The 26,455-nt window shown below is 73.3% G+C and carries 28 protein-coding genes and 1 pseudogene; 16 read left to right on the top strand and 13 right to left on the bottom strand.

All coding sequences use genetic code 11. From position 1 onward, the window contains the following. The first annotated feature begins 4 nt into the window (after positions 1–4). Entirely contained in the window at positions 5–907 is a 903-nt protein-coding gene (locus ACFY2B_RS08230) for a LysR family transcriptional regulator (RefSeq protein ID WP_390762326.1), read from the top strand. Positions 908–1,051: 144 nt separating this feature from the next. Here the strand turns inward: ACFY2B_RS08230 and ACFY2B_RS08225 are convergent, their stop codons facing one another. Then, positions 1,052–1,519 (bottom strand): pyridoxamine 5'-phosphate oxidase family protein, encoded by a 468-nt coding sequence (locus ACFY2B_RS08225; RefSeq protein ID WP_376536812.1) that lies wholly within the window; start codon positions 1,517–1,519, stop codon positions 1,052–1,054. A gap of 75 nt (positions 1,520–1,594) precedes the next feature. On the opposite strand from ACFY2B_RS08225, the gene ACFY2B_RS08220 reads away from it, so the two are divergent. Further along, positions 1,595–2,239: a cysteine hydrolase gene (locus ACFY2B_RS08220; RefSeq protein ID WP_376536814.1), complete on the top strand. Its 645-nt coding sequence runs from the start codon at positions 1,595–1,597 to the stop codon at positions 2,237–2,239. Positions 2,240–2,242: 3 nt separating this feature from the next. Here the strand turns inward: ACFY2B_RS08220 and ACFY2B_RS08215 are convergent, their stop codons facing one another. Beyond that, positions 2,243–2,764, bottom strand: coding sequence for a Rieske (2Fe-2S) protein (locus tag ACFY2B_RS08215; RefSeq protein ID WP_390762325.1), 522 nt, complete (start codon positions 2,762–2,764; stop codon positions 2,243–2,245). Positions 2,765–3,241: 477 nt separating this feature from the next. On the opposite strand from ACFY2B_RS08215, the gene ACFY2B_RS08210 reads away from it, so the two are divergent. The 7 genes from ACFY2B_RS08210 (at position 3,242) to ACFY2B_RS08180 (ending at position 8,814) form a co-directional block, all read left to right on the top strand. Next, positions 3,242–4,165 (top strand): Ig-like domain-containing protein, encoded by a 924-nt coding sequence (locus ACFY2B_RS08210; RefSeq protein ID WP_390762324.1) that lies wholly within the window; start codon positions 3,242–3,244, stop codon positions 4,163–4,165. A 206-nt stretch (positions 4,166–4,371) separates the two neighbouring features. After that, on the top strand, positions 4,372–5,136 hold the full coding sequence (locus ACFY2B_RS08205; protein ID WP_390762323.1) for a HipA family kinase: 765 nt from the start codon (positions 4,372–4,374) through the stop codon (positions 5,134–5,136). Then, positions 5,133–5,549 carry a DUF3037 domain-containing protein gene (locus ACFY2B_RS08200; protein ID WP_390762322.1) on the top strand — a complete coding sequence of 139 codons (417 nt, stop codon included), beginning with the start codon at positions 5,133–5,135 and terminating at the stop codon, positions 5,547–5,549. The genes ACFY2B_RS08205 and ACFY2B_RS08200 overlap by 4 nt, the downstream gene beginning before the upstream one ends. A 171-nt stretch (positions 5,550–5,720) precedes the next feature. Continuing rightward, positions 5,721–6,482 (top strand): 3-oxoacyl-ACP reductase FabG, encoded by a 762-nt coding sequence (gene fabG / locus ACFY2B_RS08195; protein ID WP_390762321.1) that lies wholly within the window; start codon positions 5,721–5,723, stop codon positions 6,480–6,482. 42 nt (positions 6,483–6,524) lie between these two features. Further along, positions 6,525–7,286 (top strand): SDR family oxidoreductase, encoded by a 762-nt coding sequence (locus ACFY2B_RS08190; RefSeq protein ID WP_390762320.1) that lies wholly within the window; start codon positions 6,525–6,527, stop codon positions 7,284–7,286. Positions 7,287–7,460: 174 nt separating this feature from the next. Further along, the gene (locus ACFY2B_RS08185; RefSeq protein ID WP_390762319.1) at positions 7,461–8,144 is read left to right on the top strand and encodes a uracil-DNA glycosylase; all 684 of its coding nucleotides are present in this window, start codon (positions 7,461–7,463) and stop codon (positions 8,142–8,144) included. 151 nt (positions 8,145–8,295) lie between these two features. Further along, entirely contained in the window at positions 8,296–8,814 is a 519-nt protein-coding gene (locus tag ACFY2B_RS08180) for a hypothetical protein (RefSeq protein ID WP_390762318.1), read from the top strand. Positions 8,815–9,010: 196 nt separating this feature from the next. Here the strand turns inward: ACFY2B_RS08180 and ACFY2B_RS08175 are convergent, their stop codons facing one another. From ACFY2B_RS08175 to ACFY2B_RS08165, 3 genes are all read right to left on the bottom strand, one after another. Further along, a complete protein-coding gene (locus ACFY2B_RS08175; RefSeq protein WP_390762317.1) occupies positions 9,011–9,487 on the bottom strand; it encodes a hypothetical protein in 477 nt (158 codons plus the stop codon). Positions 9,488–9,600: 113 nt separating this feature from the next. Continuing rightward, positions 9,601–10,113 carry a DinB family protein gene (locus ACFY2B_RS08170; RefSeq protein ID WP_390762316.1) on the bottom strand — a complete coding sequence of 171 codons (513 nt, stop codon included), beginning with the start codon at positions 10,111–10,113 and terminating at the stop codon, positions 9,601–9,603. Positions 10,114–10,156: 43 nt separating this feature from the next. Then, the gene (locus tag ACFY2B_RS08165; protein WP_390762315.1) at positions 10,157–10,747 is read right to left on the bottom strand and encodes a TetR/AcrR family transcriptional regulator; all 591 of its coding nucleotides are present in this window, start codon (positions 10,745–10,747) and stop codon (positions 10,157–10,159) included. Between the two features lie 131 nt (positions 10,748–10,878). On the opposite strand from ACFY2B_RS08165, the gene ACFY2B_RS08160 reads away from it, so the two are divergent. Both ACFY2B_RS08160 and ACFY2B_RS08155 read left to right on the top strand, forming a co-directional pair. Next, positions 10,879–12,057 carry an FAD-dependent oxidoreductase gene (locus tag ACFY2B_RS08160; RefSeq protein ID WP_390762314.1) on the top strand — a complete coding sequence of 393 codons (1,179 nt, stop codon included), beginning with the start codon at positions 10,879–10,881 and terminating at the stop codon, positions 12,055–12,057. A gap of 10 nt (positions 12,058–12,067) precedes the next feature. Then, positions 12,068–12,979 (top strand): Gfo/Idh/MocA family protein, encoded by a 912-nt coding sequence (locus tag ACFY2B_RS08155; RefSeq protein WP_390762313.1) that lies wholly within the window; start codon positions 12,068–12,070, stop codon positions 12,977–12,979. Here ACFY2B_RS08155 and lnt read toward each other — a convergent pair. Together lnt and ACFY2B_RS08145 are read right to left on the bottom strand one after the other, a co-directional pair. Further along, positions 12,897–14,471 (bottom strand): apolipoprotein N-acyltransferase, encoded by a 1,575-nt coding sequence (gene lnt / locus ACFY2B_RS08150; protein ID WP_390762312.1) that lies wholly within the window; start codon positions 14,469–14,471, stop codon positions 12,897–12,899. The two genes, ACFY2B_RS08155 and lnt, sit on opposite strands and share 83 nt — an antisense overlap. A 191-nt stretch (positions 14,472–14,662) precedes the next feature. Next, positions 14,663–15,148, bottom strand: a complete 486-nt coding sequence (locus ACFY2B_RS08145) for a nuclear transport factor 2 family protein (RefSeq protein WP_390762311.1) — start codon at positions 15,146–15,148, stop codon at positions 14,663–14,665. Between the two features lie 249 nt (positions 15,149–15,397). Here ACFY2B_RS08145 and ACFY2B_RS08140 point away from each other — a divergent pair, with 249 nt between their 5' ends. Beyond that, on the top strand, positions 15,398–16,384 hold the full coding sequence (locus tag ACFY2B_RS08140; RefSeq protein ID WP_390762310.1) for an LLM class flavin-dependent oxidoreductase: 987 nt from the start codon (positions 15,398–15,400) through the stop codon (positions 16,382–16,384). A 101-nt stretch (positions 16,385–16,485) separates the two neighbouring features. On the opposite strand, the gene ACFY2B_RS08135 is transcribed toward ACFY2B_RS08140, so the two are convergent. Then, complete coding sequence (locus ACFY2B_RS08135; RefSeq protein ID WP_390762309.1) at positions 16,486–17,067, bottom strand: helix-turn-helix domain-containing protein; 582 nt, start codon at positions 17,065–17,067, stop codon at positions 16,486–16,488. Positions 17,068–17,217: 150 nt separating this feature from the next. Here ACFY2B_RS08135 and ACFY2B_RS08130 point away from each other — a divergent pair, with 150 nt between their 5' ends. Both ACFY2B_RS08130 and ACFY2B_RS08125 read left to right on the top strand, forming a co-directional pair. Then, positions 17,218–17,862 (top strand): class I SAM-dependent methyltransferase, encoded by a 645-nt coding sequence (locus ACFY2B_RS08130; protein WP_390762308.1) that lies wholly within the window; start codon positions 17,218–17,220, stop codon positions 17,860–17,862. 160 nt (positions 17,863–18,022) lie between these two features. Next, positions 18,023–18,763 carry an SDR family NAD(P)-dependent oxidoreductase gene (locus ACFY2B_RS08125; RefSeq protein WP_390762307.1) on the top strand — a complete coding sequence of 247 codons (741 nt, stop codon included), beginning with the start codon at positions 18,023–18,025 and terminating at the stop codon, positions 18,761–18,763. A 136-nt stretch (positions 18,764–18,899) separates the two neighbouring features. Here the strand turns inward: ACFY2B_RS08125 and ACFY2B_RS08120 are convergent, their stop codons facing one another. The 3 genes from ACFY2B_RS08120 to ACFY2B_RS08110 form a co-directional block, all read right to left on the bottom strand. Next, positions 18,900–19,079, bottom strand: coding sequence for a hypothetical protein (locus ACFY2B_RS08120; protein ID WP_121891261.1), 180 nt, complete (start codon positions 19,077–19,079; stop codon positions 18,900–18,902). 141 nt (positions 19,080–19,220) lie between these two features. After that, positions 19,221–20,096, bottom strand: coding sequence for an undecaprenyl-diphosphate phosphatase (locus tag ACFY2B_RS08115; RefSeq protein ID WP_390762306.1), 876 nt, complete (start codon positions 20,094–20,096; stop codon positions 19,221–19,223). 257 nt (positions 20,097–20,353) lie between these two features. Then, complete coding sequence (locus tag ACFY2B_RS08110; RefSeq protein ID WP_390762305.1) at positions 20,354–21,145, bottom strand: TVP38/TMEM64 family protein; 792 nt, start codon at positions 21,143–21,145, stop codon at positions 20,354–20,356. A gap of 497 nt (positions 21,146–21,642) precedes the next feature. On the opposite strand from ACFY2B_RS08110, the gene tuf reads away from it, so the two are divergent. Together tuf and ACFY2B_RS08100 are read left to right on the top strand one after the other, a co-directional pair. Then, complete coding sequence (gene tuf, locus ACFY2B_RS08105; RefSeq protein ID WP_390762304.1) at positions 21,643–22,821, top strand: elongation factor Tu; 1,179 nt, start codon at positions 21,643–21,645, stop codon at positions 22,819–22,821. A 111-nt stretch (positions 22,822–22,932) separates the two neighbouring features. Continuing rightward, positions 22,933–23,778 carry a spermidine synthase gene (locus tag ACFY2B_RS08100; protein ID WP_390762303.1) on the top strand — a complete coding sequence of 282 codons (846 nt, stop codon included), beginning with the start codon at positions 22,933–22,935 and terminating at the stop codon, positions 23,776–23,778. A 147-nt stretch (positions 23,779–23,925) separates the two neighbouring features. On the opposite strand, the pseudogene ACFY2B_RS08095 reads toward ACFY2B_RS08100, so the two are convergent. Then, positions 23,926–24,941: pseudogene (locus tag ACFY2B_RS08095) on the bottom strand (hypothetical protein). A 184-nt stretch (positions 24,942–25,125) separates the two neighbouring features. Further along, positions 25,126–26,079 carry a UTP--glucose-1-phosphate uridylyltransferase GalU gene (galU, locus tag ACFY2B_RS08090; protein ID WP_390762302.1) on the bottom strand — a complete coding sequence of 318 codons (954 nt, stop codon included), beginning with the start codon at positions 26,077–26,079 and terminating at the stop codon, positions 25,126–25,128. Between the last annotated feature and the right edge of the window lie 376 nt (positions 26,080–26,455).

Here is a 26,455-nt window from a genome sequence, read left to right as displayed (position 1 = left end):
TTACATGTTGAACCTGGAGCGCCTGCGCACCCTCGACGCCCTCGCCCGGCACGGCTCGGTCAGCGGGGCGGCCGAGGCGCTGCACGTCACCACGTCCGCCGTCTCCCAGCAACTCGGCAAGCTGGAACGCGAGGTCGGGCAGCAACTCCTCGCCAAGAACGGGCGGGGCGTGCGCCTCACCGACGCGGGGCGGCTGCTCACCGAGCACGCGGCACGCATCCTCTCCCAGGTGGAGCTGGCCCAGTCCGACCTGGAGGCGCACCGCGGGCAGGTGGTCGGCGAACTCCGGCTGTCCGCGTTCCCGACCGCCGCCCGCGGTCTGTTTCCCACCGCCTTCGCGGCCCTGCGCGCCCGGCACCCGGCGCTGCGGATCCGCTCGTGCGAGCTGGAACCGGAGAGCGGCGTCGCCGGGGTGGTGCGGGGTGACCTCGACCTGGCCGTCGTCCTCGACTGGTACAACAAGCCGATGCCGGTACCGGACGGGCTGGTGAAGGCGCCCCTGCTGGACGATCCCGCCGATGTCGCCGTCCACGCGGAACACCGGCACGCGGGGCGCACGGAGGTGGACCTCGGGGAGTTCGCCGGCGACGAGTGGATCACCTGGGGCGCGGGCGAGTTCTGCCACGAGTGGCTGATGTTCACGCTGCGCTCGCGCGGTGTCGAACCGATCCTCGGTCACCGTGCCGCCGAGACGCACACCCAACTGAGCCTGGTTGCGGCCGGGTTGGGCGTGTGCATCGTGCCGCGCCTGGGCCGCCACCCGGTACCGCCCGGGGTCGTCACCATCCCGCTCAAGCAGCGCGTACGCCGTCATGTGTACGTCGTCTGGCGGGCCGACGCCGACCGCCGGCCGTCGATCCGGGCGGCGGTGGAGGCGCTGCGCACGGCGGCGGAGACGGTGCGGTGAACCCTGGGACGGCGCGCTGAACCCCTCAGGGGCCCCGGGACCGCACCCGGTCCCACGGACCCGGTCCCGTGCACCCGCTCTCCGCACCGGGTTTCCGTACCGGGTTTCCGCAGCTGAATCACGCGCCCGGCGCCGCGCCCGGTCCTACGCCGAGCCCATCTTGCGGAAGTCCCAGGAGACGATCTTCCGCGGGGTCAGCCGCATCCACGCGTGCCGGCCGTCGTACGGCATCTCGTCGAGGCCGAAGTTCTTGCGGGCGAAGAGGATTTCGGGGGTGTCGAGTTCGGCGCACAGCTCGCCGGTGCGCGGGGCCTCGCCGACGAACTCCACGGTGCCGGACAACTCGACGCCGCGCAGTTGCCCGTACTCCTCGCCCGCGTCCACCACGACCGCCACCCGCGGATCGCGGCGCAGATCGGACCACCGTTTGCTGCGCACCACCGAATACAGCCACAACGAGGTGCCGTCCCAGGCGAACCAGAGCACGCTCACATGCGGTGCGCCGTCCGCGGAGACGGTGGCGACCCGGCAGGTGCGCTGGCCGGCAAGGAACCCGTCCAGTTCACCGGGCGTCATCATGATTCTCCGGCCCCGGCGCTGCGCGACAGTCATACGGCCCCCTTTCTTCCCCTCTCGGGCAATGCTGGTTAGTCTCGCCCGCCCCGCACCCGAGCGAAAGGGGGCGTCGTGCCGTCGCACGATCGGCTCCGTGAACTCCTCGATCCCACGGTCACCGTGCTGCTCACCGTGGAATGCCAGCAGGGCGTCGTGGGACCCGGCAGCGCGCTGCCCGAACTCGCCGCGCAGGCCCGTTCGTCGGGCGCCCTCGGCAACGTCGCCCGGCTGGTCGCCGCCGCGCACGACAGCGGTGTCCAGGTGATCCACGCCGTCGCCGAACGCCGCCCGGACGGACGGGGCGCCAGCCGCAACGCCCGGCTGTTCCGCGCGGCCGAACGGCTCCCCGTCCAGCAGCTGTCCGGCACCACCGCGGTGCGTGTCGCGCCCCCGATCGAGGTGGCCGAGCAGGACATCGTCGTACGACGGCTGCACGGCCTCTCGCCCGTCCAGGGCACCGACGTCGACGCGCTGCTGCGCAACCTGGGGTGCCGCACCCTGGTCGTCACCGGTGTCTCGGCCAACGTCGCGATCCCCAACGCGGTGTTCGACGCGGTGAACCGCGGCTACACCGCCGTCGTGCCCGCCGACGCGATCGCGGGGGTGCCCGCCGACTACACCCCCGCGATGATCCGCAACACTCTCGCGCTGGTCGCCACGGTCGTGACCACCGACGAGGTGCTCGGCTGCCTCAGAGGGCCGCGGCGCGGCGGCTGAGCCTCACGCGAGCGTGATCTCGTCCCCGGACACGGTGATGTCCTGGGCCGGCAGCGGCTGGGTGGCGGGGCCGCGCCGCACCGCGCCGTCCGTGACGGAGAACTCGCTGCCGTGACACGGGCAGACGATCGCGCCGCCAGAGACGCTGCCCACCGCGCACCCCTGGTGGGTGCACTGCGACGAGAACGCCTTGAACCGCCCCGCCGTCGGCTGCGTGACCACCACGCCCCGGTCCTTGAAGATCTTGCCGCCGCCCTCCGGGATCTCGGAGGTCTTCGCGAGCACGGTGCCGCCGCCTGCGGCGCCGTCACCGCTGCCCGCGGCGCCGTCACCGCTGCCCGTGGTGCTGTCACCGCCGCCCGTGCCGCCGGCCTGCGGGTCGGCGGCACGGGCGGCGTCGGAGGAGCCGGAACCGTCCTGCGAACCGCAGGCGGTCAACGCGACGGCGAGCCCCGCCGCTCCGGCCGCCGTCATGACGGTACGGCGGGCCGGCCCCACCGTGGGCTTGAACGATGCACTGGTCATGGGTTTCCCTTCCGCGGAGCTGTGTGGTGATCCGCCCAGGGGTACGGTCCACGGGCGCCGCGTGTTCAGACGGCCGGCGCGACGGCCGCGGACGAGGCTCCCGGCTGCCTTTCCGGGGCCGCCGCGGTGAGCGTCGTGCCCAGGAGACCGCCCGGTGCCCGGTGCCCGTACGCCCGGCCGTCCGGGAGAACGTCCGACCGGTGTGGGAGAGGACAGGACCATGACCGATCACGGTGCCGATCTGCCGACGCCCTGGCCGTGGAAGACGTGATCCGGGACGGCTGACCGGCGGACCCGCCCGGCCCTTCCGCCAGGGTCGGCACTTGGCGAGTGCATAAGCCAGTCAAGTCCGTATCTTTACTGCCATATGGCAACTCATGGAGCCGCAGCCACGTTCCCCTCAATATGCAGCGACGCGAGTGGAGCACGAACATCAAACGCATAGCGAAAACGGTCGGTACCGCCGGAGCCGTGGGAATGCTGGTCACAGGGCTCAGCGCCTGTGGCGGCGGCTCCGCGTCGGCGGCTTCGAAGCCCTCGGCGACGAGCGGCGCGAGTGCGAGCCCTTCCCCGACGAAGCCGCCGCCCCCGGCGATGCTGCTCGACACGATCGTCCCCGAGCCCGGCACCACCGTCGGCGTGGCCATGCCCATCTCGGTCGTCTTCAGCAAACCGGTGGCCACGTCCGCCCGCGCCTCGATCGAGCGGCACCTGAAGGTGACCACTTCCACACCGGTCACCGGTGCCTGGCACTGGTTCAGCAGCACCCGCGTCGACTTCCGCCCCGAGGCGTTCTGGCCGTCGGGCACCAAGGTGACGCTCGACGCCCGGCTGAAGGGGGTCGGCGACGGGAACGGCCGCTACGGCACGCACGACTACCAGCACGGCTTCACCGTCGGGGCGGACGTCGAGACCCAGGTGAGCGTTCCCGGACACACCATGAAGGTCTACCGCGACGGCAAACTGGTGCGCACCCTGCCGATCGACGCGGGCAGCCCGAGCTGGCCCTCCTGGGACGGCACCATGGCGGTGATCGACAAGCAGCGCAAGGTGCGCATGACGTCCTGCAGCGTAGGCATCAGCTGTGACAAGCACAGCCCCGACTACTACGACCTGACGCTCCCCTGGGACGTGCACCTCACCACGTCGGGCACGTACATCCACTACTCCACCGGCGACCCGAACCCGGGACACTCCTACGGCTCGCACGGCTGCGTCCACCTGTCTGACGCCAACGCCAAGTGGTACTACGACTACGTCGAACAAGGCGACCCGGTCACCATCTCGGGCTCCCCGCGGGGCAAGGCCGCGGGGGACAACGGGTACGCCGACTACAACGTGTCCTGGTCGCAGTGGCTGGCGGGCAGCGCCACGGGACAGCGGACGACCAGCCCGTCCTGACCGGCCGTCCGCCGTCCCGCTCCCCCACACCGACGTCACCGCGTCACCGACGTCAGGCGCGACGGCTCGGGCCCACTTCACCGGCTGTCACGCTCGGTCACTATGCTCATTTCCTGGCGAAGGCCCGGGGACGCCGGGCGCATGGAGTGCATCGCGTGGGAGCTGGCCGTGGACATCAAGCCGAACGACCTGTGGGGCCTTGGAAGATGCTGAGAGAGGTCACCGCGACTCGCTACATCACGCCGCTGCGCGAGGGCGGCTCACTGCCGGGGCTCGTCGAGGCCGACGACCTCGGGACGTACGTCCTGAAGTTCAGGGGCGCGGGCCAGGGCCGCAAGACCCTGGTCGCCGAGGTGCTCTGCGGCGAACTGGCCCGCCGGCTGGGCCTGCGGGTGCCGCCGCTCGTGACGATCGAGCTGGACCCGGTGCTCGGCCTCGGCGAGCCCGACCGGGAAGTGCAGGAACTGCTCAGGTCCAGCGGCGGCGCCAACCTCGGCATGGGCTTCCTCTCCGGTGCCCTCGGCTTCGATCCGCTGGCCTTTTCGGTGGACCCCCGGGAGGCGGGCCGGATCGTCTGGTTCGACGCGCTGGTGAACAACGTCGACCGCTCCTGGCGCAACCCCAACCTCCTGATGCATCGCGGCGACCTGTGGCTCATCGACCACGGCGCCACCATGATCTGGCACCACAACTGGCCCGGCGCCGACACCTCGGCCGCCCGCGCCTACGACGCCGCGGACCACGCCCTGGCCCGGTTCGCGCCGGATGTCGCGTCGGCCGCCGCCACGCTGTCCCCCCTGGTGACCGAGGACCTGCTCGCCGAGGTGACCGCCGAGATCCCCGATGCCTGGCTCGTGGACGAGCCCGGCTTCGACACGCCGGACGACCTCCGGCGGGCCTACGCACGGCCGCTCCTCGCCCGAGCCGCCGTCGTCCACCAGCGCATCACCGGGATCGAGGAGGCGAAGTGACCGAGCGGCACATCATCAGGCCGGGCCAGGGCGGTGGCCGCGACGTCTTCGAGTACGCCGTGCTGCGCGTCGTGCCCCGCGTCGAGCGCGGCGAGTGCATCAACGCGGGCGTCGTCGTGTACTGCCGGGCCCAGGGCTATGTGGGTGCCCGCATCCACCTCGACGAGGCCAGACTGCGGGCGCTCGACCCGGCCGCGGACACGGACGGCGTACGGGCGGCGCTGAGCGCGGTCGAGGGGGTGTGCGCCGGTGGCGCGGCGGCCGGGCAGGCCGCCGCGGACGACGCGGGGCGCCGCTTCCGCTGGCTGATCGCGCCCCGCTCCACGGTCGTGCAGCCCGGTCCCGTGCACACCGGGCTCACCACCGATCCGGCGGCCGAGGCGGAGCGGTTGCTCGACCTCCTGGTGCGGTAATGGATCACATGCGCCCGCTGTGCCGTTGACACCGGGTGCCAGGGCTTCTAGCGTCACGTCCACCGAAGGTACTAAGCGGTTGCTCATGGTGGGGATGTGCCGTGGCAGTCGCAGACCGCCTGCCGACCGGCTCTGCCGACCGGGCTTTCTCTAGGGTGAGGAGAACCAGCGATGTCCACCACCGAGCAGCGGGTCGCCGTAGTCACCGGCGGTGCGCGCGGCATCGGCGCCGCCACCGCCGTACGACTGGCCGCCGAGGGCCGCGCGGTCGCGGTCGTCGACCTCGACGAGGCGGCCTGCAAGGACACCGTGGAGAAGATCACCGCCGTCGGCGGCCGCGCGCTCGCGGTCGGCGCCGACGTCGCGGACGAGGCGCAGGTCGAGGCCGCCGTGGCGCGCGTCGTCGAGGAACTCGGTGCCCCGGCGATCCTCGTCAACAACGCCGGCGTGCTCCGCGACAACCTGCTGTTCAAGATGACGGCCACCGACTGGGACACCGTCATGAACGTGCACCTGCGCGGCTCGTTCCTGATGACCAGGGCCGTGCAGAAGCACATGGTGGACGCGGGCTGGGGCCGGATCGTCAACCTCTCCTCGTCCTCCGCGCTGGGCAACCGCGGCCAGGTCAACTACTCGGCCGCCAAGGCCGGTCTGCAGGGCTTCACCAAGACCCTCGCCATCGAACTCGGCCGGTTCGGCATCACCGCCAACGCCGTCGCCCCCGGCTTCATCGCCACCGAGATGACCAAGGCCACCGCCGAGCGGGTGAAGATGGGCTTCGAGGAGTTCAAGGCCGCAGCCGCCACCCAGATCCCGGTGCAGCGGGTGGGCGAGCCCGAGGACATCGCGAACGCCATCGCCTTCTTCACCGGTGAGGCGGCCGGCTTCGTCTCCGGGCAGGTGCTGTACGTGGCCGGCGGGCCGCTCGACTAGGACGTGACGGAAGACGAGCAGGCAGCGATGGGAAGCACGGACATGACTGAACTCCCCGAGCCGTCCGGCAGGGCGGCCCTCATCACGGGCGCCAGCCGGGGCATCGGCTACGGCATCGCCGAGGCGCTGGTGGCGCGCGGCGACCGCGTCTGCATCACCGGGCGCGGCGAGGACGCCCTCAAGGAGGCCGTCGAGCGGCTCGGTTCCGACCGGGTCATCGCCGTCGCGGGCAAGGCCCACGACCCGGCGCACCAGGCCGAGGCCGTCGAGCGCACCATGGCGGCGTTCGGCCGGGTCGACTACCTGGTCAACAACGCGGGCACCAACCCGGTGTTCGGGCCGCTGGCCGACCTCGACCTGGGCGTCGCGCGCAAGGTGTTCGAGACCAATGTGATCTCGGCGCTCGGCCTCGCCCAGCAGACCTGGCACGCCTGGCAGAAGGACAACGGCGGCGCGATCGTCAACATCGCCTCGGTGGCCGGTCTCGCGCCCTCGCCCTTCATCGGCGCCTACGGCGTCAGCAAGGCCGCGCTGATCAACCTGACCCAGCAGTTGGCGCACGAGTTCGCGCCCCGGGTGCGGGTCAACGCCATCGCCCCGGCCGTCGTCAAGACCAAGTTCGCCAGGGCGCTGTACGAGGGCCGCGAGGAGGAGGCGGCCGCCGCCTACCCGCTCGGCCGGCTCGGTGTGCCCTCGGACGTCGGGGGCGCCGCCGCCTTCCTCACCTCGGGGCAGTCGGACTGGATCACCGGGCAGACGATCGTCCTGGACGGCGGCATGTTCCTCAACGCGGGCGTGGGCTGACCGGCACGGCCCGGGCGAGCGGTCACGAGGACGACGACGGGATGCCCGAGGGCGCCGTTCCCGCACCGGGACGGCGCCCTCGCCCGTCGGCGACGCCGGTCGCGGCAGCGGTTGTCAGTGCCCGCCTGTAGGTTCAAGGACCTGCAAGCGACCGCACATCGTAAGGACGTTGACGTGACCGACACCGCCATGCTGCCCGAGTCCTGGCGCGGGGTTCTGGGCGACGAACTGCAGCAGACCTACTTCAAGGAGCTGACCGAGTTCGTCGAGGAGGAGCGGGCGAAGGGTCCTGTCTACCCGCCGCGCGAGGAGGTCTTCGCCGCGCTGGAGGCGACGCCGTACGAGAGGGTCAAGGTGCTCGTCCTCGGCCAGGACCCCTATCACGGCGAGGGCCAGGGGCACGGCCTGTGCTTCTCGGTCCGTCCCGGGGTGAAGACCCCGCCGTCCCTCCGCAACATCTACAAGGAGATGAAGGAGGAACTGGGCACGCCGATCCCGGACAACGGCTATCTGATGCCGTGGGCCGAGCAGGGCGTCCTGCTGCTCAACGCGGTGCTCACGGTCCGCGCGGGCGAGGCGAACTCGCACAAGGGCAGGGGCTGGGAGAAGTTCACGGACGCGGTGATCCGCGCGGTGGCCGACCGGCCCGACCCGGCCGTCTTCGTCCTGTGGGGCAACTACGCGCAGAAGAAGCTCCCCCTGATCGACGAGACCCGCCACGTGGTGGTCAAGGGTGCGCACCCCTCGCCGCTGTCCGCGAAGAAGTTCTTCGGCTCCCGCCCGTTCACGCAGATCAACGAGGCGATCGCCCGGCAGGGCCACGAGCCGGTCGACTGGACCGTCCCGGACCTCGGCTGACCGCGCCGGGGCACCTCGGTGCCGTACGGGGGCGCCTGACCGGGATTCCCGGCGCCCCCGGTTAGCGTCGGGGTGGGACGACGGGGGCGTGGCATCCACCGGGCGGGATCCGGTGCCCCGGCCGGCGGGCCACGAGACGGAGGAGAGCGCCGTGGTGGAGCGACAGGAGCGGGCCGCGCCGGACGGCGTGCCGACCCGGATCGGGCAGGTCGTCATGCTGCATCACGGCGGGGACCGCGAGGAGGCCCGGCGCCGCTTGCTCGACCTGTGGACGGAGGTCGGGCAGGACGGGGACCCACTGCACCGCTGCACGCTCGCCCACTACCTGGCCGACACGCAGGACGATCCCGCGGACGAACTGGCCTGGGACCTGCGGGCGTTGTCGGCGGCCCAGGAGGCTGCCGCCGATCGGCCGGCCGGCGACCGGGACACGGCCCGCGGCCTCTACCCCTCCCTGCACCTCAACCTCGCCGCCGACTACGCGAAGCTGGGCCGTCCCGACGCCGCCCGTAGCCAACTGCGCAGGGCCCGCGGAGCCGCCGCCGCCCTCGCCGACGACGGCTACGGCGACGGGGTACGGGCGGCGATCACTGAACTGGCCCGGCGGCTCGGCGAGACGGCCCCGCCCGACGACGAGCCGTGGGAACCGCCGGGCCACGGCCGCTCGTGACCGGCGCACGCCCGAGCGTCCCGCCGCGGGAACGCCGTCGCACCCTTCCCCGAGCCCTCCGGCTCCGTCCGGACGAGTTCGTCCTGGCGGGTTCGTCCAAACGAGGGGGACGCCACGCGGTGCCACCGTGGCCGGTCCCGGCACCCCGCGCCCCGTCCGGGCGCCGATCCGCCGAGGTGGGCCGCATCCGGTCCGCTCAGCGGCCGTACGCCTGCCGGCAGATCCGTGATTCCGGGCTGTCCGCGCGCCAGCCGCCGTACCGCCTGCCCAGGGCGCACACGTCGGAGGCCGCCGGCGCGGGCCCGGACGGCGCGGGGACGTCGTCGCGCGGCGGCTGCGCGGGCTCGCGGGGCGGTTGCGGACGGGGGCGGGTGCGGGGCGTCGGCGACTGCCGTGGAGCGGGCGTTTCCACCGGTCCGCCCGGTGCGACCGGCTCAGGACGCTCGGGCCGCTCAGGACGCTCGGGTCGCCGGGACGGTCCGACCATCTCCAGCGCCTCCCGCGCCGGTGCCTGGACGACCCGGGGCACGGCGGTGCCGTCCGGCCGGGGCGCCGACGGCTGCGCGGTGCCCGGCGGCCCGGCGGCCGGCGGGCGCTGGACCGTCACACAGCCGGAGAGGGCCGAGACGGCCACGGTGACCAGGAGCGCGGCGGCGGTCGTCGTTCGATGCACTCGCGCAACTCTCCTGGTTCGGCCTGCCGATCGGGACGACGGGCGAGCACGTGATGGCCCACACGGGTGATCTCCTGCCCCGCACGGGTGGCGCGAGTGCGTGCGGGCTGACGTCAGTCGCCGGTGGCGCCGTCGATCCGTTCGCGGATCAGGTCCGCGTGGCCGTTGTGCCGGGCGTACTCCTCGATCATGTGCGTATAGATCCAGCGGAGGGAGAACGACTCGTCGGAGGAGCGGCTCACCCCCTCGGAGAGATCGTCGAGCCCGAAACGGGCCGCGTGCCGCCGGGCGGTGTCGATCTCGTTCTGCCAGGTGGCGTACGCCTCCTCCCAGGTGTCCGTCTCGCTGAGGTGGAACTCGCCGTCCGGGTCCTGTTCGCTGTAGTAGATCGGGCCCGGGTCCTCGCCCGCCAGCACCTTGCGGAACCAGCCCCGCTCGACCTCCGCCATGTGCCGGACCAGCCCCATGAGCGACAGCTCGGACGGCTCGACCGAGGCGGTCCTCAACTGCGCGTCGGTCAGGTCCGCGCACTTCCAGGCCAGCGTCTCGCGGTGGTAGTCCAGCCAGCCTTCCAGCATGGTCCGTTCGTCCGCGGTCAGGGCCGGTTCCCGGCGATCATTCGTCATGGCCGCCATTCTGGCCCGCCCCGACCGGGCGGAGCAGCGGTTTTCAGCGGCCCAGCATCCCGTCGAGCAACTCCCGCACCCCCGCCCGCACTTCGTCCAGGCTCGGCACCCGCGCGCTGAACGACCCGGCCACGCAGGAGAACATCAGCCCGTCCGTCCAGGCGACCAGGGACAGCGCGTGCCGCTGCGGGTCGGCCGAGCCCAGCGCGCCGACCACGGCGGACAGGTGGTCGTGGAAGACGGCACCCGTCGCGTCGTAGAAGGCCCGCAGGGCAGGACGGCGGGTGGCCTCCAGGGCCAGTTCGTAACGGGAGACCAGCAGGTCGCGGTGGTGGGTGAGGGACCGGTGCGTCGCCAGGGCCAGGGCCTGGGCGAGGGCGTCCCGGCCGCCCCGCGGATCGGGCATCTCGTCCAGTGCGAGCACCCGGGCCTCCCGCACGGCGTGCCGCCGCACCACCAGCTCCAGCAGGGCCTGACGGGTCCGGGCGACGTTCGAGGTGGAGCCCTGCGGCAGTCCGGCCGCCTCGTCGACCGCGCGATGGGTCAGGCCGCGCATGCCGCGCTCCGCCAGCAGCGCGATGGCGGTGTCGGCGACGAGATCCGCACGGGAGGCGGCCGGGGTGTGGACGGACATGACCCGACCCTACCGGTGGCACTACGGCTGTAGTACGGTCGAGGTACGGCTTCACTACAGCTGTAGTGGAGTGGTCGGCAAGGCCGGTGCCGGCATCCGCTGTGCGCCGGCCGCGCACCCCAGGAGGAGCCATGGCACAGTCGTCGCGCGTCGTCGTCGTCGGCGGCGGAATCGGCGGCCTGACCGCCGCGGCCGCCCTGCACCGGCAGGGCTGGCAGGTCACCGTCCTGGAACGGGCCGCCTGTCCGGAACCGGTCGGCGCGGCCATCTCACTGGCCCCGAACGCCCTGCGCGCCCTCGACGTCATCGGCATCGGCGACCGGATCCGCGACCTGGCCGCCTGGCAGGACGGCGGGGGAGGACTGCGGACCCCGAGCGGCCGCTGGCTCTCCCGCACCGACGCCGAAGCCGTCGCGGCCCGCTTCGGCGGCCCGGTCGTCCTGCTGCACCGCGCCACCCTCGTCGACACCCTGGCCGCGCTGCTCCCGCCGGACACCGTCCGCACCGCCGCCGCCGCCGTCCTCACCGACCCCGGTGACACGGGCCGGCCCGCCCGGGTGACCGCCGCGGGACAGGAGTGGGAGGCCGACCTGGTCGTCGGCGCGGACGGCATCCGCTCCACCGTGCGCGGCACCCTGTTCCCCGGCCATCCCGGGCCGGTGTACGCCGGGTTCACCACCTGGCGGATCGTGATCCCGGTGCCCGGAACCGAGTTCGCCCCGCACGAGACCTGGGGCCGGGGCCGCATCTGGGGCACCCAGCCGCTCAAGGACGGCCGGGTGTACGCGTACGCCGCCGCCACGGTCCCGGCCGGCGGGCGCGCGCCCGACGACGAGAAGGCCGAACTCGTCCGCCGGTTCGGCGACTGGCACGACCCGATCCCCGCCGTCATCGCCGCCGCCCGCCCCACGGACGTCCTGCGGCACGACGTCCACCACATCGCCGAACCGCTGCCCGCCCATCACCGCGGCCGGACCGCGCTCCTCGGGGACGCCGCGCACGCCATGCCGCCCACCCTGGGCCAGGGCGGCAACCAGGCCATCGAGGACGCCGTGGTCCTCGCCCACCACGCCCGCGACCTGCCCGCCTACACGGCCGCCCGGCTGCCCCGCACCACCGCCGTCGCCCGGCAGGCCGTCCGCACCGGCCGCCTCAACCTCACCGGGAACCGCGCCGCCATCGCCGTCCGCAACACCGCGATCACCGCACTGTCCAAGGCCGCACCTGCCCTGCTCCTGCGCGGATTCGACGGCGTCGCCGACTGGCGGCCCCCGTATGCTTCCGACCAGGCACCGGTGGGCGAGCGCTGAAGGAGAGCACGTGAAGGTCGGCTGCATCGGACTCGGTGACATCGCGCAGAAGGCGTACCTGCCCGTCCTCGGCATGCGGCCGGGCCTCGAACTGCACCTGCAGACCCGGACGCCCGCGACCCTCGACCGGGTCGCCGACTCCCTGCACCTCCCCGCCGTCCAGCGGCACGCCACCCTGGACTCCCTCCTCGCCCAGGACCTCGACGCCGCCTTCGTGCACGCCCCCACCGCGGTGCACCCCGAGATCGTCACCCGGCTCCTGGAGGCGGGCATACCGACCTACGTGGACAAGCCGCTGGCGTACGAACTCGCCGATTCCCGGCGGCTGGTGGCACTCGCCGAACAGCGCGGCGTCGCCCTTGCCGTCGGCTTCAACCGGCGCCACGCCCCCGGGTACGCGCAGTGCGCCGACCACCCCCGTGAGCTGATCCTGATGCAGAAGAACCGCGTCGGGCTCCCCGAGGACCCCCGCACGATGATCCTCGACGACTTCATCCACGTCGTCGACACCCTGCGCTTCCTGCTCCCCGGCCCGTTCGACGACCTGACCGTGCGCTCCCGCCTGCGGGACGGACTGCTGCACCACGTCGTGCTGCAACTCGCCGGCGACGGCTTCACCGCGCTCGGCGTGATGAACCGGCTCAGCGGCTCCACGGAGGAGATCCTCGAAGTCTCCGGGCAGGACACCAAGCGCCAGGTGGTCAACCTCGCCGAGGTGATCGACCACAAGGGCCAGCCGTCCGTACGGCGGCGCGGCGACTGGGTGCCGGTGGCCCGGCAGCGCGGCATCGAACAGGCGGTGCTCGCCTTCCTCGACGCGGTGCGCGCGGGTGAGGTGCTCAGCGCCCGTGACGCGCTGGCGACTCACGAACTGTGCGAGCGCGTGGTACACGCGGTGCAGGAAGACCCCGGCGCAGCCTGACCGCCCGTACGCCCTCCGTCGCGCCCAGGCCGGCCAGCACCAGCAGCGCCACCTCGACCGGCCAGTCGCCGAGGCGGACGTACGGCGTGGTCCCGTGCGCCAGCGGCACCTCGTAGACGCGGGCGGTGCTCGCGTCCGTGCCGGTCCACGGGCCCTGCCGCCGCCCGTCCGGGCCGTAGACGGCGGAGACCCCGGTCAGGGTCGCGTGCACCATCGGACGGCCGGTCTCCGCGGCGCGCAGCGCGGCCAGCGAGGCGTGCTGCCCGGGGGCCCAGCTGTCCTGGAACGTCGAGGTCGCGGACTGGCCCAGCAGCACGTCCGCGCCGTCCTCGGCGAGATGCCGGCTCATGTCGGGGAACGCGGTCTCGAAGCAGACCATCGGGCCGACGCGCAGCCCGTGCCCGGCGTCCATCACCACTTGCTGGGTGCCCCGCCCGCGGTCCTCGCCCGCCGCCTTGCCGACCGAGGTCGCCCAGCCGAGCAGCGAACGGGCCGGTATGTACTCGCCGAAGGGGACAAGCCGCATCTTGTCGTACCGGGCGCCGGTCGGGCCGTCCGGGCCGATCAGGAGCGAACTCTTGTAGATGCCGGGCCGGTCCGAGCGGCGGGCGTCCACGTTGACCAGCACGTCCGCGCCGGTCTCCCGGGACAGCACGGCGATCCGGCGCGCCAGGTCGGGCCGGTCGCCGAGGTCGAAACCGACGCTGCTCTCACCCCAGACGACCAGGTCGACACGCTGCCCCACGAGTTGTCGGGTCAACCGCTCCTCGCGGTCGAAGCGCCGGGCGCCGCTGTCGCTGCCGCCGATCACGCCCGGCTGGACGACCGCGATCCGGACCCGCTCGTCGACGGACGGCCGCGGCGCCCACACCCAGGCCGCCGAGGTCGCCGCCGCGCCGGCGACGAGCGAGGCGAGGACGGGAAGCCGTATCTCGCGGACCGCCGCCAGCGCGGCGAGGGCGACGTTGACGGCCACCACCAGGAAGCTGAGCAGCCACACCCCGCCCACCGAGGCGAGCCGCAGCGCGGGCTGGACCTGCCACTGGCTCGACCCGATCATGCCCCAGGGGCCGCCGAGCCCCTGCCAGGACCGGACCAGTTCCACCGCCAGCCACGCCGACGGCAGCACCAGCAGGGCCGCCGCACCCCGTCCCGGCCCCGGCAGCCCGCCCAGCAGCCGGCGCACCAGCCAGCCCCAGGGCAGCCACAGCGCGCCCAGCAGCGCCGCGATCAGGAACAGGAAGACGTGCAGGCTGGGGAGCAGCCAGTGGTGCACCGCCACCATGAAGCCGATGCCGCCGAACCAGCCGTCGAGAGCGGCCCGTCGGCCGGTGGGGGCGGACCGGGCGAGCAGGATCCACGGGACCAGGGCGACGTACGCGAACCACCACAGCGCGGGCGCGGGGAAGGAGAGCACGGGCAGCGCGCCCGCGAGGACGGCGGCGAGGGAGCGCCGCGGGCCGGAGGCGAGCACGTGGTCGAGCGTCGTCATGCGTAGCCTCCCTGCGCGCAGCCGCTGACTCCAGTGTGCGCGCCGGGCGGCCCTCGCCGACAGGGCGCCTCGGGCCGGGCCGGACAGCGGCGTGGTGCCTCGGGCCGGGCCGGTCAGCGGCGTGGTGCCTCGGGCCGGGCCGGTCAGCGGCGTGGTGCCTCGGGCCGGGCCGGTCAGCGGCGCCACCCGGCTCAGCCGGTCACCGGCGCGGTGCGGGGGGCGGGCAGGCGGCGCCACTTCTCCTCGACCACCACTTCGCGCAGCCGCCAGCCGTCCCGGGTGCGCAGCAGCCCGAAGGAGTACCGGCCGCCGCACACGAAGTCGGGCGCCGTCGACCCGCCGTCGCCCGCCGCGAACCGCATCGGATTGATGTAGTCGGCCCGTACCCGGGCGGTGTCACCGGCATCCCGCTGCAAGGTCCCGAACCGCACCTGGCGGTTGACGATCAGATGCTGGCGCATCGCGAACAGGCCCAGGTTCTCGGCGAGCCACTCGGCGACCCGGGCCGCCTCCGCCTCGATGCCTCCGGCGGACCGGTAGTCCGCCCGCCCGTCGTCCGTGAACAGGCCCCGGTACGCCGCCCAGTCCCCGTCGTCCACGGCCATCGCGTACTCGGTGACGAGTCCGTCCACGGCCAGCCGGTCCATCACGGTAGCGAGGTCCACGCGCTGCGTCATCGGCTCAGTGTTGGCCAACGGGCGCAAGGAGCCAAGAGGGTGTGCGACGACATTCGGGCGAACATTCGGACGTAGCGAGCCTCGTGCGGCGGGCCGGACCGGCCGGGAGGTCCACGGTGTGCGGGGACGCCCGGGGTGTCCGGGGACGCCCAGGACGGCCGGGGAAGCCCTCAGCGACCCGGGGAAGTCCGGAGCGGTCTGCGGGGCTTCGCCCCTCGCCCTCGCCAACACGCCTTCTATACTGGCGAGATGATCAGCGTTCCGTTCAGCGCGCTCGAAGTGGCCATGGTGCAGACCGGCGCCCGGGCCGTGGACACGCTGAAGGACACCGGCGAGTTCGCCCGGCGTCTGGAAGACCTCGGCTACCGGCGCCTCTGGTATGCCGAGCATCACCACTCCCCGGCCATCGGAGCGTTCCCACCGGTCGTCCTGACCGCGCATGCCGCCGCCTCGACGTCGTCCATCCGGCTCGGATCCGGTGGCGTGCTCGCACCGAACCACGCCCCGATCATGCTGGCGGAACAGTTCGGCACGCTGGCCGGACTGCACCCGGGCCGGATCGACCTGGGCATCGGCCGCGGCCCCGGCACCTTCGACGAGGCGACGGCGCGGGCCCTGCGGCGCGGCGCCGGATCCACGACGGACGACGAGTACCGCGACGACGTGGCGGCGACGCTGCGGTTCCTGGTGGACGAGATCGACCTGGGGACGTTGCCGGAGCCCTGGCTGCTGGCATCGAGCACGGCGGGTGCCGCGCTCGCCGCGGAGGCCGGCCTGCCGATCGCCTTCGCCCACCACATCCGCCCCGACAACACGCGCGCCGCGCTCCACCACTACCGCGAGCGCTTCGCGCCGTCCCGCTGGTGTCCGCGCCCGCGCGTCCTGGTCTGCGTGGAGACGGTCTGCGCCGAGACCGAGCGGGAGGCGGCCCGGCTCACGGGCCCGATGGACGTCATCAAGGCCGGGCTGCTCATGGGACGCGGCGACAGTCCCTTCCCCACCCCCGAAGCGGCGGCGGCCCACACGTTCACCGCGGAGGAGACGAAGGCACTGGCCGCCTTCCATGCCCACCAGGCGTACGGTTCGCCCGAGACGGTCGCGCAGCGCCTCGCGGACGTGGTGACGGTGACCGGGGCCGACGAACTCATGCTGGTGACGCCCGTCTACGCCCCGGCCGACCGCCTGAGGTCGTACGAGCTGGTCAAGGATCACGTCATGCTGCCCGCGGCGGCGTAGCGGCGTCCGCGCGTCCCCGACGCGGGAGGACCGGAGCGGTCCGGCGCCGGACGGGGAACGGCCGGCACAACTGGAACGGCTCCCCTGATCCCGGCCGGTCCTCAAGGCCGATAGCGGGCCCTGATGTGGATGCGTTCGCCCTGGGGGCCGAGGATGCTGAGGAATTCCACCGGCCGGGTGTCGGCGTTGCCGAACCAGTGCGGGAGGTGTGTGTCGAATTCGGCGACCTCGCCGCTGCCGAGGACGAGGTCCTGGTCGCCGAGCACCAGGCGCAGCCGCCCCTTGAGGACGTACAGCCAGTGGTACCCCTCGTGCGAGCGGGGATCCGGTGTGCGGTCGGTCGGGCCGGCCGGGAGGACCTGCTTGAACGCCTGGAGACCGCCCGGTTGCCGGGTCAGCGGGATGACGGTCATGCCGTTGTGGGTGAACGGCCGCGGACGCACCCGGGGATCGACCTCGTCAGGTGCGTCGACGAGTTCGTCGAGCGGCAGCTGATAGGCCCTGGCCAGCGGCAGCAGCAGTTCCAGGCCCGGCTTGCGCAGGCCGGACTCCAGCCGGGAGAGCGTGCTGACCGGGATGCCGGTGGTCTCCGACAGGGCGGTCAGGGTCGTTCCGCGGCGACGCCGCAACTCGCGCAGCCGGGGCCCGACCGCGGCCAGTACGGCGTCGAACTCGTCGCTCATGTGTTCACTGTGCCCGCGCTTTGCGATTTCCGCAAAGAACGTTGTCGCCTTCGCAGGAGTGGGGACAGGTTGGGGCCGGAGGCGGGCCCCCGCCCCGGCCGGCGAGGACGAACACCTCGTCGGCACGGAGAGAACACACGAGGAGAGGCCGTGGACACCCACTCCTGGGACGAGATGTACCGCAGCCGTGAGCGGGTCTTCAGCGGTGCCCCCCACGCGGTGCTCGTCGCCGAGGCCGCCGCACTGCCGCCCGGGCGCGCGCTCGACGTGGGCTGCGGCGAGGGCGCCGACGCGTCTTGGCCGGCCGGGCGCGGCTGGCAGGTCACCGCCGTCGACATCGCCCCGACCGCCCTGCAACGAGCCGCCGCCGCGGCCCCCGACACCGCCGGTCACGTGGTGTGGACCCGGGCCGACCTGACCGCCGCACCGCCCCCGGCAGGCGCGTTCGACCTGGTGTCCGTCCACTACTTCCCGCTCCGGTACCAGCCGGGGCACATCGTGCTGCGCGGCCTGCTCGACGCCGTCGCGCCCGGCGGCACCCTGATCTTCGCCACCCATGACCGCGCCGGCCTGACCCCGCGCCCTGAGCAGGGCTTCGATCCCGGCGACTACTACCGGCCCGCCGACATCGCCCGGCTCCTCGGCCCGGACTGGACCGTGCTGGTCGACGAGATCCGCCCGCGCCCCACTCCCGCACCGGCCGGCACCCACCACACCCACGACGCGGTCCTGCGCGCGCGCCGCCCGGGGCGATCCGGTCCGCCCACGGGGCTCTCGCATGTCCTCGGACGATGAGGCGAGGCGCATGTCCTCGGACCATGAGGTGCATGTCCCCGGGCTGTGAGGCCCCGCGGTCCAGGGGGCTCTCCCGCCCACGGGTGATCGCGCCTCCGCCCGCCCGTAGAGTGAGTGATCTTCGCATCGTATGCGTCACCGGCGTCACCAGGAGGCTTCCATGACACGCCCCGTCACCGTCGTCACCGGCGGCAGCCGCGGGATCGGTGCCGCGACCTGTCTGCGGCTCGCGGCGGACGGTCACGACCTGGTCGTCGGCTACGTCCGGGACGCGGCGGCGGCCGAGTCGGTCGCCCGAGGGGTGCGGGCGGCGGGGGCCCGTTGCACCACCGTACGCGCGGACACCGCCGTGGAAGCCGACGTGGAGCGGCTGTTCGACACGGCGGAGGAAAGTCTGGGTCCCGTCACCGGGCTGGTGAACAACGCGGGGGTGACCGGTCCGCTGGGGCGGCTGGCCGACGCGGACCCCGCTGATCTGCGCCGGGTCGTCGAGGTCAACCTCCTCGGCACGCTGCTGTGCTCACGCCGTGCGGCCCGCCTCATGACGGGGCGGGGGAGCGGTGTGATCGTGAACGTCTCGTCCGGAGCCGCCACGCTCGGCAGCCCCGGTGAGTTCGTCCACTACGCGGCGACCAAGGCCGCCATCGACACCCTCACCCTGGGCCTGTCGAAGGAACTGGGCCCGGACGGCATCCGGGTCAACGCGGTCGCCCCCGGGGCGATCGACACGGAGATGCACGCGACGATGGGCGACCCGGACCGCGCACACCGCATGGCCGCCTCGATCCCGCTGCGCCGCCCAGGGCGGGCGGCGGAGATCGCCGCCGCGATCTCCTGGCTGATGTCCCCGGACGCCTCGTACACCACGGGTGCGGTGCTGCGGGTGGCGGGCGGCCGGTAGCGGCCGACCGTACGGCGGCTGCCGAGGCGTGGCGAGGACCCGGCCGATCGGGTGGCGGCCGTGCCGCCCTGGGCCTTCGGGCCGGGTCGGCGCGGATCTCGGCGGGCGGGCCGGGGCCGGCGCGCGGCCCGGAATCTCAGGCCGCCTCGATGATCTCGCCGCGGATGGCCTCGGCCCACTCGACCACCAACAACTCGTACTCCGCGCGCTCCTGGGCCGACAAGGATCCGCCCGCACGCAGCCACAGCGCCCGGATCTGTTCGTTCACCTCGGCGGCGGACCGCACGGAACCAGGGAACACGGAATCGGGGGACATGCGGACAAGCCTAGGGGCAAGCACTGACACTGCGCTACCGCACAGATACGCAGACCGTATGGAGTCGGTCACGGGTGCGGCCTGCCCGGACGACCGGCGCCGGCCCGCCGGGGTGATCCGGCGGTCAGGGGGTGCCGGGCGTCAGCCCGCCGACTCGGCCGCGTGCGGGCTCAGCGCACCTGCCGTGACCAGGGCGATGATGACGATGCCGAGCACCACCCGGTAGTAGACGAACGGCATGAAGCTCTTGGACGAGATGAACTTCATGAACCAGGCGATCACCGCGTACCCCGAGGCGAAGGCGATCACCGTCGCGAGCAGGGTCGGTCCCCAGGCGATGTGGTCGCTGCTCATCGCGTCCTTCAGCTCGAACGCCCCGGAGGCGAGGACGGCCGGGACGGCGAGCAGGAACGAGTACCGGGCGGCGGACTCCCGCCGGTATCCCATGAACAGACCGCCGCTGATCGTGGCGCCGGAGCGGGAGACCCCCGGGATGAGCGCGCACGCCTGGCACAGGCCGTAGATCAGGCCGTCCCGTACGCCCAGGTCCTCCAGGCCCTTGCGCTGCTTGGGGGCGCGGTGCCGGCCGCCCTTCTCGTCGCGGGCCGCGAGCCGGTCCGCGAAGCCTATGACCAGGCCGACGACGATCAGCATGGTCGCCGTGATCCGCAGATCGCGGAACGGCCCCTCGATCTGGTCCTTGAGCGTCACACCCAGCAGCCCGATCGGGATCGAGCCGACGATCACCAGCCAGCCCATCTGCGCGTCGTGGTCGTGCCGCATCGCCTTGTCGAACAGTGACCGGAACCAGGCCGACACGATCCGGCCGATGTCCTTGCGGAAGTAGATCAGCACCGCGGCCTCCGTGCCGATCTGGGTGATCGCCGTGAAGGCCGCGCCCGGGTCCTTCCAGCCGGAGAAAGCCGCGGTCAGGCGGAGATGCGCACTGGAGGAGACGGGGAGGAATTCGGTCAGCCCCTGGACGAGTCCGAGGATGAGGGATTCAAACCAAGACATGGAGGTGAGACGTCCAAGTGCGGATCGGGGAAGTCGGGGAATGTGGTGATCTTGCGTGTGAGGGCACAGCGTAGCGTCCCGAAGTGACGGGCACTGCACAGGGGTTCGGCGGGGAACACGGGACCGGACAAGGGTGGTGACGGCCGCCGGGCCGCCGCTCGCCTCGCGGCGGATGTGAAGGTGTTCACCACCACGGGCGGCCGGTGATCACCCCCGACCGGCTGTTCGACGGGGCGTCCGACAGGCCGTCGGACGGTTCAGCGCGTGCGCAGGTGGTGACGCTTGCGCCAGGCCACCACGGCACCCGCGAGCGCCGGTACGGCGATGCACGCCATCGCGATCAGGAAGGCGGGCGACGTCGGCGCCGAGGCCCGCGCGCCCGCCACGACGTACGCGGCGGTGTTCGGGATCGAGCCGAGCGCCGTCGCGAGCAGGAACGCCGACCAGCCCATCCGGGAGACGGCGGCGCAGTAGTTCACCCCCCAGAAGGGCAGGCCCGGGAACAGCCGTGCCGCCATCATCGAGCGGAAGCCGTGCCGGCTGAGCTGACCGTCGGCCGCCCGCAGCAGGCGCCCCCGCAGCAGCGGCCGGAGCGCGTCCTGACCCAGCACCCGGCCCAGTCCGAACGCGACACCGGCACCCAGCACCGTGCCCACGAGGGCCGTGCCGAGTCCCACTTGCGAGCCGAACAGGGCACCCGCCGCCAGGTTCAGCAGCGGACGCGGCACGAACGCCACCGTGCACAGCCCGTAGGCCACCGCGAACACGGTCGCGGCGGCGGCCCCGCCGAGCTGCGGCGGCCAGCCGTGGGTGAGCAGTTTCTGCGGCTCGAACAGCAGCACGGCCGCGGCGGACGCCGCGAGCAGCGCCACGAGCAGGGAAAGCCGCGACCAGGGCGACAGCAACACGCGCAGGCAGCGAGCCGCGCATCCCGCGCGCGTGAGGGGCGCGGCGGCCGTCGTCGCGGAGCCTGCGACGGCCGGCTCGGTGGCGGTGGCCCGGGGTGAGGCCGCGGCGGTGCCCCCAGAGCGGTTGGTGGCATCGAGCATGCCGGTGACAGTAACCGACGAAGGTGTCCGATCGCCGCACGGACCGTCTCATGCCGGTCACCGTCACGTCCCGCCGCCGCTGCCCGGCCGCGCGTCCCGGGACGAACCGTCAGATCCGGCCGGGACACCGGCCGTCGGGCCCGCATCGGACGGCCGGCCGTCGGGCCCGCATCGGACGGCCGGCCCTCGGGCCCGTACCGGACGGCCGGCCGTCGGGCCCGTACCGGACGGCCGGCCGTCGGGTGCGGGACCGCGCGCCGGAAAACCATTCGACGCGGGACACCGCGTCGGCGATGCTCGACGTCATGTTCCGGCACGCCTTCCTCCTCGCAGCATCCGCGGTCGCGGATGCTGCGAAGGCTGCCGTCCCGATCGTCGTGGCCGTCGACGGCGCCCGAAGCTGACCCTCTCCGGATCGTCCGGCGGACCCCGCAGGGGGAGGGTCGGTGCCTTGCCGGGGTCCCCGTCTTCACTTCCGAGGCTTTCGAGGTACAGCCATGCCCAAGACGGCATACGTGCGCACCAAGCCGCACCTGAACATCGGCACCATGGGCCACGTCGACCACGGCAAGACCACCCTGACCGCCGCCATCACCAAGGTCCTGGCCGAGCGCGGCAGCGGCGGCGGCACCCGCTACGTGCCCTTCGACCGCATCGACCGCGCTCCGGAGGAGGCGGCGCGGGGCATCACCATCAACATCGCGCACGTCGAGTACGAGACCGACACCCGTCACTACGCGCACGTCGACATGCCGGGTCACGCCGACTACGTCAAGAACATGGTGACCGGCGCCGCGCAACTGGACGGGGCCATCCTCGTCGTCTCCGCGGTCGACGGGATCATGCCGCAGACCGCCGAGCACGTGCTGCTGGCCCGGCAGGTGGGTGTCGACCACATCGTCGTCGCCCTCAACAAGGCCGACGCCGGCGACGAGGAGCTGACCGACCTCGTAGAACTGGAGGTCCGCGAGCTGCTCACCGCGCAGGGCTACCCGGGTGACTCCGTGCCCGTCGTACGGGTCTCCGGGCTCAGGGCCCTCGAAGGCGACCCGCGCTGGACCGCCGCGATCGAGGCGCTGCTGGACGCGGTGGACACTTATGTGCCCGTCCCGGAGCGCTACCTCGACGCGCCGTTCCTGCTGCCCGTCGAGAACGTGCTCACCATCACCGGCCGGGGCACCGTGGTCACCGGCGCGGTGGAGCGCGGCACGCTGCACGTCGGCGACCGGGTCGAGGTGCCCGGCGTCGGTCTTGAGACGGTCGTCACCGGCCTGGAGACCTTCGGCAAGCCGATGCAGGAGGCGCAGGCCGGGGACAACGTGGCGCTGCTGCTGCGCGGGGTGCCCCGCGACGCGGTGCGGCGCGGGCACGTCGTGGCGCGGCCCGGCAGCGTCGTACCGAGCCGCCGCTTCGTCGCGCGCGTGTACGTCCTGTCGGCGCGCGAGGGAGGCCGGCGGACCCCGGTGTCGACCGGCTACCGGCCGCAGTTCTACATCCGCACCGCGGACGTGGTCGGGGACGTGGACCTCGGCGCGACGGCGGTCGCGCGGCCCGGCGACACCGTCACCATGACGGTCGAGCTGGGCCGTGCGGTCCCGTTGGAGCCCGGCCTCGGGTTCGCGGTCCGCGAGGGCGGCCGGACGGTGGGCGCCGGGACCGTGACCTCCGTCGGCTGACGGCCGCCGCCTCGCCGACCCACCGGGTCGGCGAGGCGGCCGGGTCCGGTGCCCCGTCCGGGGGAGGCCGGGCCCGGCCCGGGGCGCACCCGGGACCGGCACAATGGGGATGTGAGCGAACCCATACCCGTCGTCCGCACCACCGACCACGGCACCGCGAAGCTGATGCCCGACGTCGACCGGGCGCGGGCCTGGCTGCTGACGGTCGACGGGGCGCCGCAGTCGTACGTCGACCTGGACGAGCCCACGCATCTGGAGTTCGAGTACGCGCGGCGGCTCGGGCACGTGCTGGACGCGGTGGCGGAGCCGGGCCGGCCGCTGGCCGTGGTGCACCTCGGCGGGGGAGCGCTCACGCTGCCCCGGTACGTGGCGGCGACCCGGCCGGGTTCACGGCAGGACGTCGTCGAGGCCGACCGGGGCCTGCTCACCCTGGTCACCGAGCACCTGCCGGTCCCGGCCGGCGCCGGCATCGCCCTGCACCCCGCCGACGCCCGAACCTGGCTGGAAGCGGCCCCCGACGACACGGCGGACGTACTGGTCGCCGACGTCTTCGGCGGCTCCCGGGTCCCGGCGCACCTCACCTCGCTCGGCTATGCCCGCGAGGCCGAGCGCGTGCTGCGCACCGGCGGCTGCTACCTGGCGAATCTGGCCGACGCCGCGCCGTTCGCCTTCCTCCGCTCCCAACTCGCCACGTTCGCGGCCGTCTTCGAGGAACTGGCGCTGATCGCCGAGCCGGGCGTGCTGCGCGGCCGCCGGTTCGGCAACGCGGTGCTCGTCGCCTCGCACCGGCCCCCGGACACGGCCGCGGTGGCCCGGCGGACCGCCGCCGACGCCTTCCCGGCCCGGGTGGAACACGGCGCCGCGCTACGGGAGTTCATCGGCGCGGCCCGGCCGGTCGCGGACGCGGAGGCCGTACCGTCGCCCGAGCCCCCCGAGGGAGCGTTCGGCATCGGCTGACGGCCGCCGTCCGGCGAGCCACGGGACATCCGCGACGGCTTCCCGGCCGGACATCCGCCGTAGCCCCTCGGCCGGACATCCACGGCGGCCCTTCCGGCCTGTGTCCGCGGGCCGGGACGCGACGCGGACGTCCGGTCCGGTCCGCGGTCAGGGCCCCGTCGGCTCGCCGTGCATCCGCACCGTGCTGAGGATCTTCATGATGGTCGCCGTGCCGACCTCCCCGTCCACGCCCTTGGCGGCGTAGAGGTCGAAGGACACGATGTCGTCGGCCGCGTTCCGGAACGCGAACGTGATCGCCTTGCCGTCGCTGGCGCACTTGCCGGTGCGCGGGGTGCCGGTCGAACTCGCCCAGGCGTAGGCGCCCTCGACGCCCGACGTGGTGGTGTAGTCGGTGGCCTTCTCGTCCTGGGTGACGCTCTTCTTGTCCGGCTGCGTGTAGCCGCCGTAGACCCACCAGGGCACGCTCTTGACCGCCGCGTCGCCCGGATTCCTGGCGCCGTTCTCGCCCTTGGTGCCCGCCACGGCCAGGGGTGTGTCGTCGCTCCGGCCGTCCTTGTCGTCGTCGGAGGTGCACCACTGCGACTTGTACGTGGCCGGTGCCGACATCGCGATCAGCGGCTTGGCGTCGGGCGACTTGCGGTCCTCGAAGCCGACGAGGGAGCGGGGGGTGCCGACCTGCCAGTCCGCGGGCACGTCGAAGGCCGTGCCCCACTTCGGGTTGACGACCGTCTTCCAGCCCGCGACGAGCGGCTGCTCGGTCGCGTCGCCGTGCGGATCGCCGTCCGTGCCCGATGTCACGGTCGCGGCCGTCGTCGGGTCCGCCGCGGCCGGCCGGCGTTCCCGCCTGCCCCGCCGCCGTCCGCCTTGCCGTCCTTGCCGCCGCCCAGCACCAGGAATCCCGTCACGCAGGCGGCGAGGACCACCGCCGTCGCCGACACGATCGCGATGAGCTTCGTGTGGTTCCCGCCGCCTCCCTGCGGCGGCCGGGGCGGCTGGGGCGCCCCGACGGGCGCGGGCGTCCCCCAGTGCGGCTGCTGCGCATACGGGTCGGGCTGCTGGTAGCCGGGCTGCGTGTAAGGATTCGGCTGCTGGTAACCCGGTTGCTGATACGGGTTGTTCTGCGGGTTCTGCTCGCCCCCCGGCGGCTGCTGTCCTGGCCACATGGGCAGCAACCCTAGTGCCGCGCGGAGCATGATTCGTCACCGGACTTTGTCAGGTACGTACCGAATCCGTCGCTCGCCGCGGTGGTGGCGGCCTGGGGTGAGCCGGGCCGGGCCGGCGGTCGAGCGGGTGGACCCTTGACCGATCCGCGGGTGGAACCCTGATCGCTTCCCGGGCAGGGGTCGCTCAGGCGGCCCGATGTCGCTCCGTCCGTCCGGCGTCGCCGCCCGGCAGCCCCGCGACGAACTCCTTGAGCCAGGCCACGAACTCGGGCCCCAGGTCCGGCCGGTCGCAGGCCAGCCGCACCACTGTGCGCAGGTAGTCCGCCTTGTCCCCGGTGTCGTAGCGCAGGCCGTCGAAGACGACACCGTGCACCGTGCCGGCCGCGGCGAGTTCCTGGAGGGCGTCGGTCAGCTGGATCTCCCCGCCGCGGCCGGGCCCGGTGCGCTCCAGGGCGTCGAAGACGGCCGGGTCCAGGACGTACCGGCCGATGACCGCGTAGGCGCTGGGGGCGGCCGCGGGCGCGGGCTTCTCCACGAGGCCGGTCACCTTCAGGACACCGTCCTCGCCGGTCGGCTCGACGGCGGCGCAGCCGTAGAGGTGGAACTGGGCCGGGTCGACCTCCATGAGGGCGACCACGCTGCCCGCGTACCGGTCGCGCACCTCCAGCATGCGGCTGAGCAGGGTCTCGCGCGGGTCGATCAGGTCGTCGCCGAGGAGCACCGCGAAGGGCTGGTCGCCGACGTGCCGGCGGGCACAGGAGACGGCGTGGCCGAGGCCCAGCGGGTCGCCCTGGCGGATGTGGTGGATGTCCGCGAGCCGCGCAGGATCGCGCACGGCGTCCAGGCGCACGGTGTCGCCCTTGGTCGCGAGCGCCTGCTCCAGCTCGAAGGCGCTGTCGAAGTGGTCCTCGATGGCGCGCTTGTGGCGTCCGGTCACGATCAGTACGTCATCGAGCCCGGCCGCAGCGGCCTCCTCGACGACGTACTGGATGGCCGGCTTGTCGACGACCGGCAGCATCTCCTTGGGCGTCGCCTTCGTCGCGGGCAGGAACCGGGTACCGAGCCCGGCGGCCGGAACGACCGCTTTGCGTACGGGACGAGGGGAGGGGGAGGCGGATGAGGAGTGGGGGGCGATCATGCGGCCATGCTGGCGCACGAGGATGAGAGCGGGCCGAGAGCAGCATGGGAGCGGGCTGTGGACCGGGATCGGAAGCAACTCACCCGTAGGACAGCGGTAGTTGGAAACCCAATGCCTCATCCCCGCACCCCGTCCCCGCGGCCGAGCCCTCGCACGGCCGTGGGTGAGACGCTCCGTGCAGGGGCCGCCGACGACACGAGCACCGCGGGGCACTCCGGGACTCACCGGCCCGACCCTCTGCTTCGCCGCCGGTCCCGTCCCCTTTCCGACGGACGGTCCCGCTGTCCGGCCGACTGGGCCGATGCCGATGCCGATGCCGACGGGCGCGGTGCGGTGGTCCGGCGTGCCGCGCCGAAGTCCCGCCGCCCGCACTGCC

The organism is Streptomyces sp. NPDC001270 (genome assembly GCF_042896695.1).
GTDB lineage: Bacteria > Actinomycetota > Actinomycetes > Streptomycetales > Streptomycetaceae > Streptomyces.
Note: the sequence above shows the minus strand (reverse complement) of the source record. Positions and strands in the feature narration are given on the sequence as shown.

Bases quoted from the DNA above. Each gene is read 5' to 3' on its own strand.
- ACFY2B_RS08110 (WP_390762305.1), bottom strand. From the start codon at position 21,145: ATGCTCGATGCCACCAACCGCTCTGGGGGCACCGCCGCGGCCTCACCC.
- ACFY2B_RS08170 (WP_390762316.1), bottom strand. From the start codon at position 10,113: ATGACGAATGATCGCCGGGAACCGGCCCTGACCGCGGACGAACGGACC.
- ACFY2B_RS08125 (WP_390762307.1), top strand. From the start codon at position 18,023: ATGACACGCCCCGTCACCGTCGTCACCGGCGGCAGCCGCGGGATCGGT.
- ACFY2B_RS08230 (WP_390762326.1), top strand. From the start codon at position 5: ATGTTGAACCTGGAGCGCCTGCGCACCCTCGACGCCCTCGCCCGGCAC.
- fabG (WP_390762321.1), top strand. From the start codon at position 5,721: ATGTCCACCACCGAGCAGCGGGTCGCCGTAGTCACCGGCGGTGCGCGC.
- ACFY2B_RS08115 (WP_390762306.1), bottom strand. From the start codon at position 20,096: ATGTCTTGGTTTGAATCCCTCATCCTCGGACTCGTCCAGGGGCTGACC.
- ACFY2B_RS08140 (WP_390762310.1), top strand. From the start codon at position 15,398: ATGATCAGCGTTCCGTTCAGCGCGCTCGAAGTGGCCATGGTGCAGACC.
- tuf (WP_390762304.1), top strand. From the start codon at position 21,643: ATGCCCAAGACGGCATACGTGCGCACCAAGCCGCACCTGAACATCGGC.
- ACFY2B_RS08210 (WP_390762324.1), top strand. From the start codon at position 3,242: ATGCTGGTCACAGGGCTCAGCGCCTGTGGCGGCGGCTCCGCGTCGGCG.
- ACFY2B_RS08160 (WP_390762314.1), top strand. From the start codon at position 10,879: ATGGCACAGTCGTCGCGCGTCGTCGTCGTCGGCGGCGGAATCGGCGGC.
- ACFY2B_RS08215 (WP_390762325.1), bottom strand. From the start codon at position 2,764: ATGACCAGTGCATCGTTCAAGCCCACGGTGGGGCCGGCCCGCCGTACC.
- ACFY2B_RS08135 (WP_390762309.1), bottom strand. From the start codon at position 17,067: ATGAGCGACGAGTTCGACGCCGTACTGGCCGCGGTCGGGCCCCGGCTG.
- ACFY2B_RS08225 (WP_376536812.1), bottom strand. From the start codon at position 1,519: ATGACTGTCGCGCAGCGCCGGGGCCGGAGAATCATGATGACGCCCGGT.
- ACFY2B_RS08165 (WP_390762315.1), bottom strand. From the start codon at position 10,747: ATGTCCGTCCACACCCCGGCCGCCTCCCGTGCGGATCTCGTCGCCGAC.
- ACFY2B_RS08145 (WP_390762311.1), bottom strand. From the start codon at position 15,148: ATGACGCAGCGCGTGGACCTCGCTACCGTGATGGACCGGCTGGCCGTG.
- ACFY2B_RS08120 (WP_121891261.1), bottom strand. From the start codon at position 19,079: ATGTCCCCCGATTCCGTGTTCCCTGGTTCCGTGCGGTCCGCCGCCGAG.
- ACFY2B_RS08205 (WP_390762323.1), top strand. From the start codon at position 4,372: ATGCTGAGAGAGGTCACCGCGACTCGCTACATCACGCCGCTGCGCGAG.
- ACFY2B_RS08190 (WP_390762320.1), top strand. From the start codon at position 6,525: ATGACTGAACTCCCCGAGCCGTCCGGCAGGGCGGCCCTCATCACGGGC.
- lnt (WP_390762312.1), bottom strand. From the start codon at position 14,471: ATGACGACGCTCGACCACGTGCTCGCCTCCGGCCCGCGGCGCTCCCTC.
- galU (WP_390762302.1), bottom strand. From the start codon at position 26,079: ATGATCGCCCCCCACTCCTCATCCGCCTCCCCCTCCCCTCGTCCCGTA.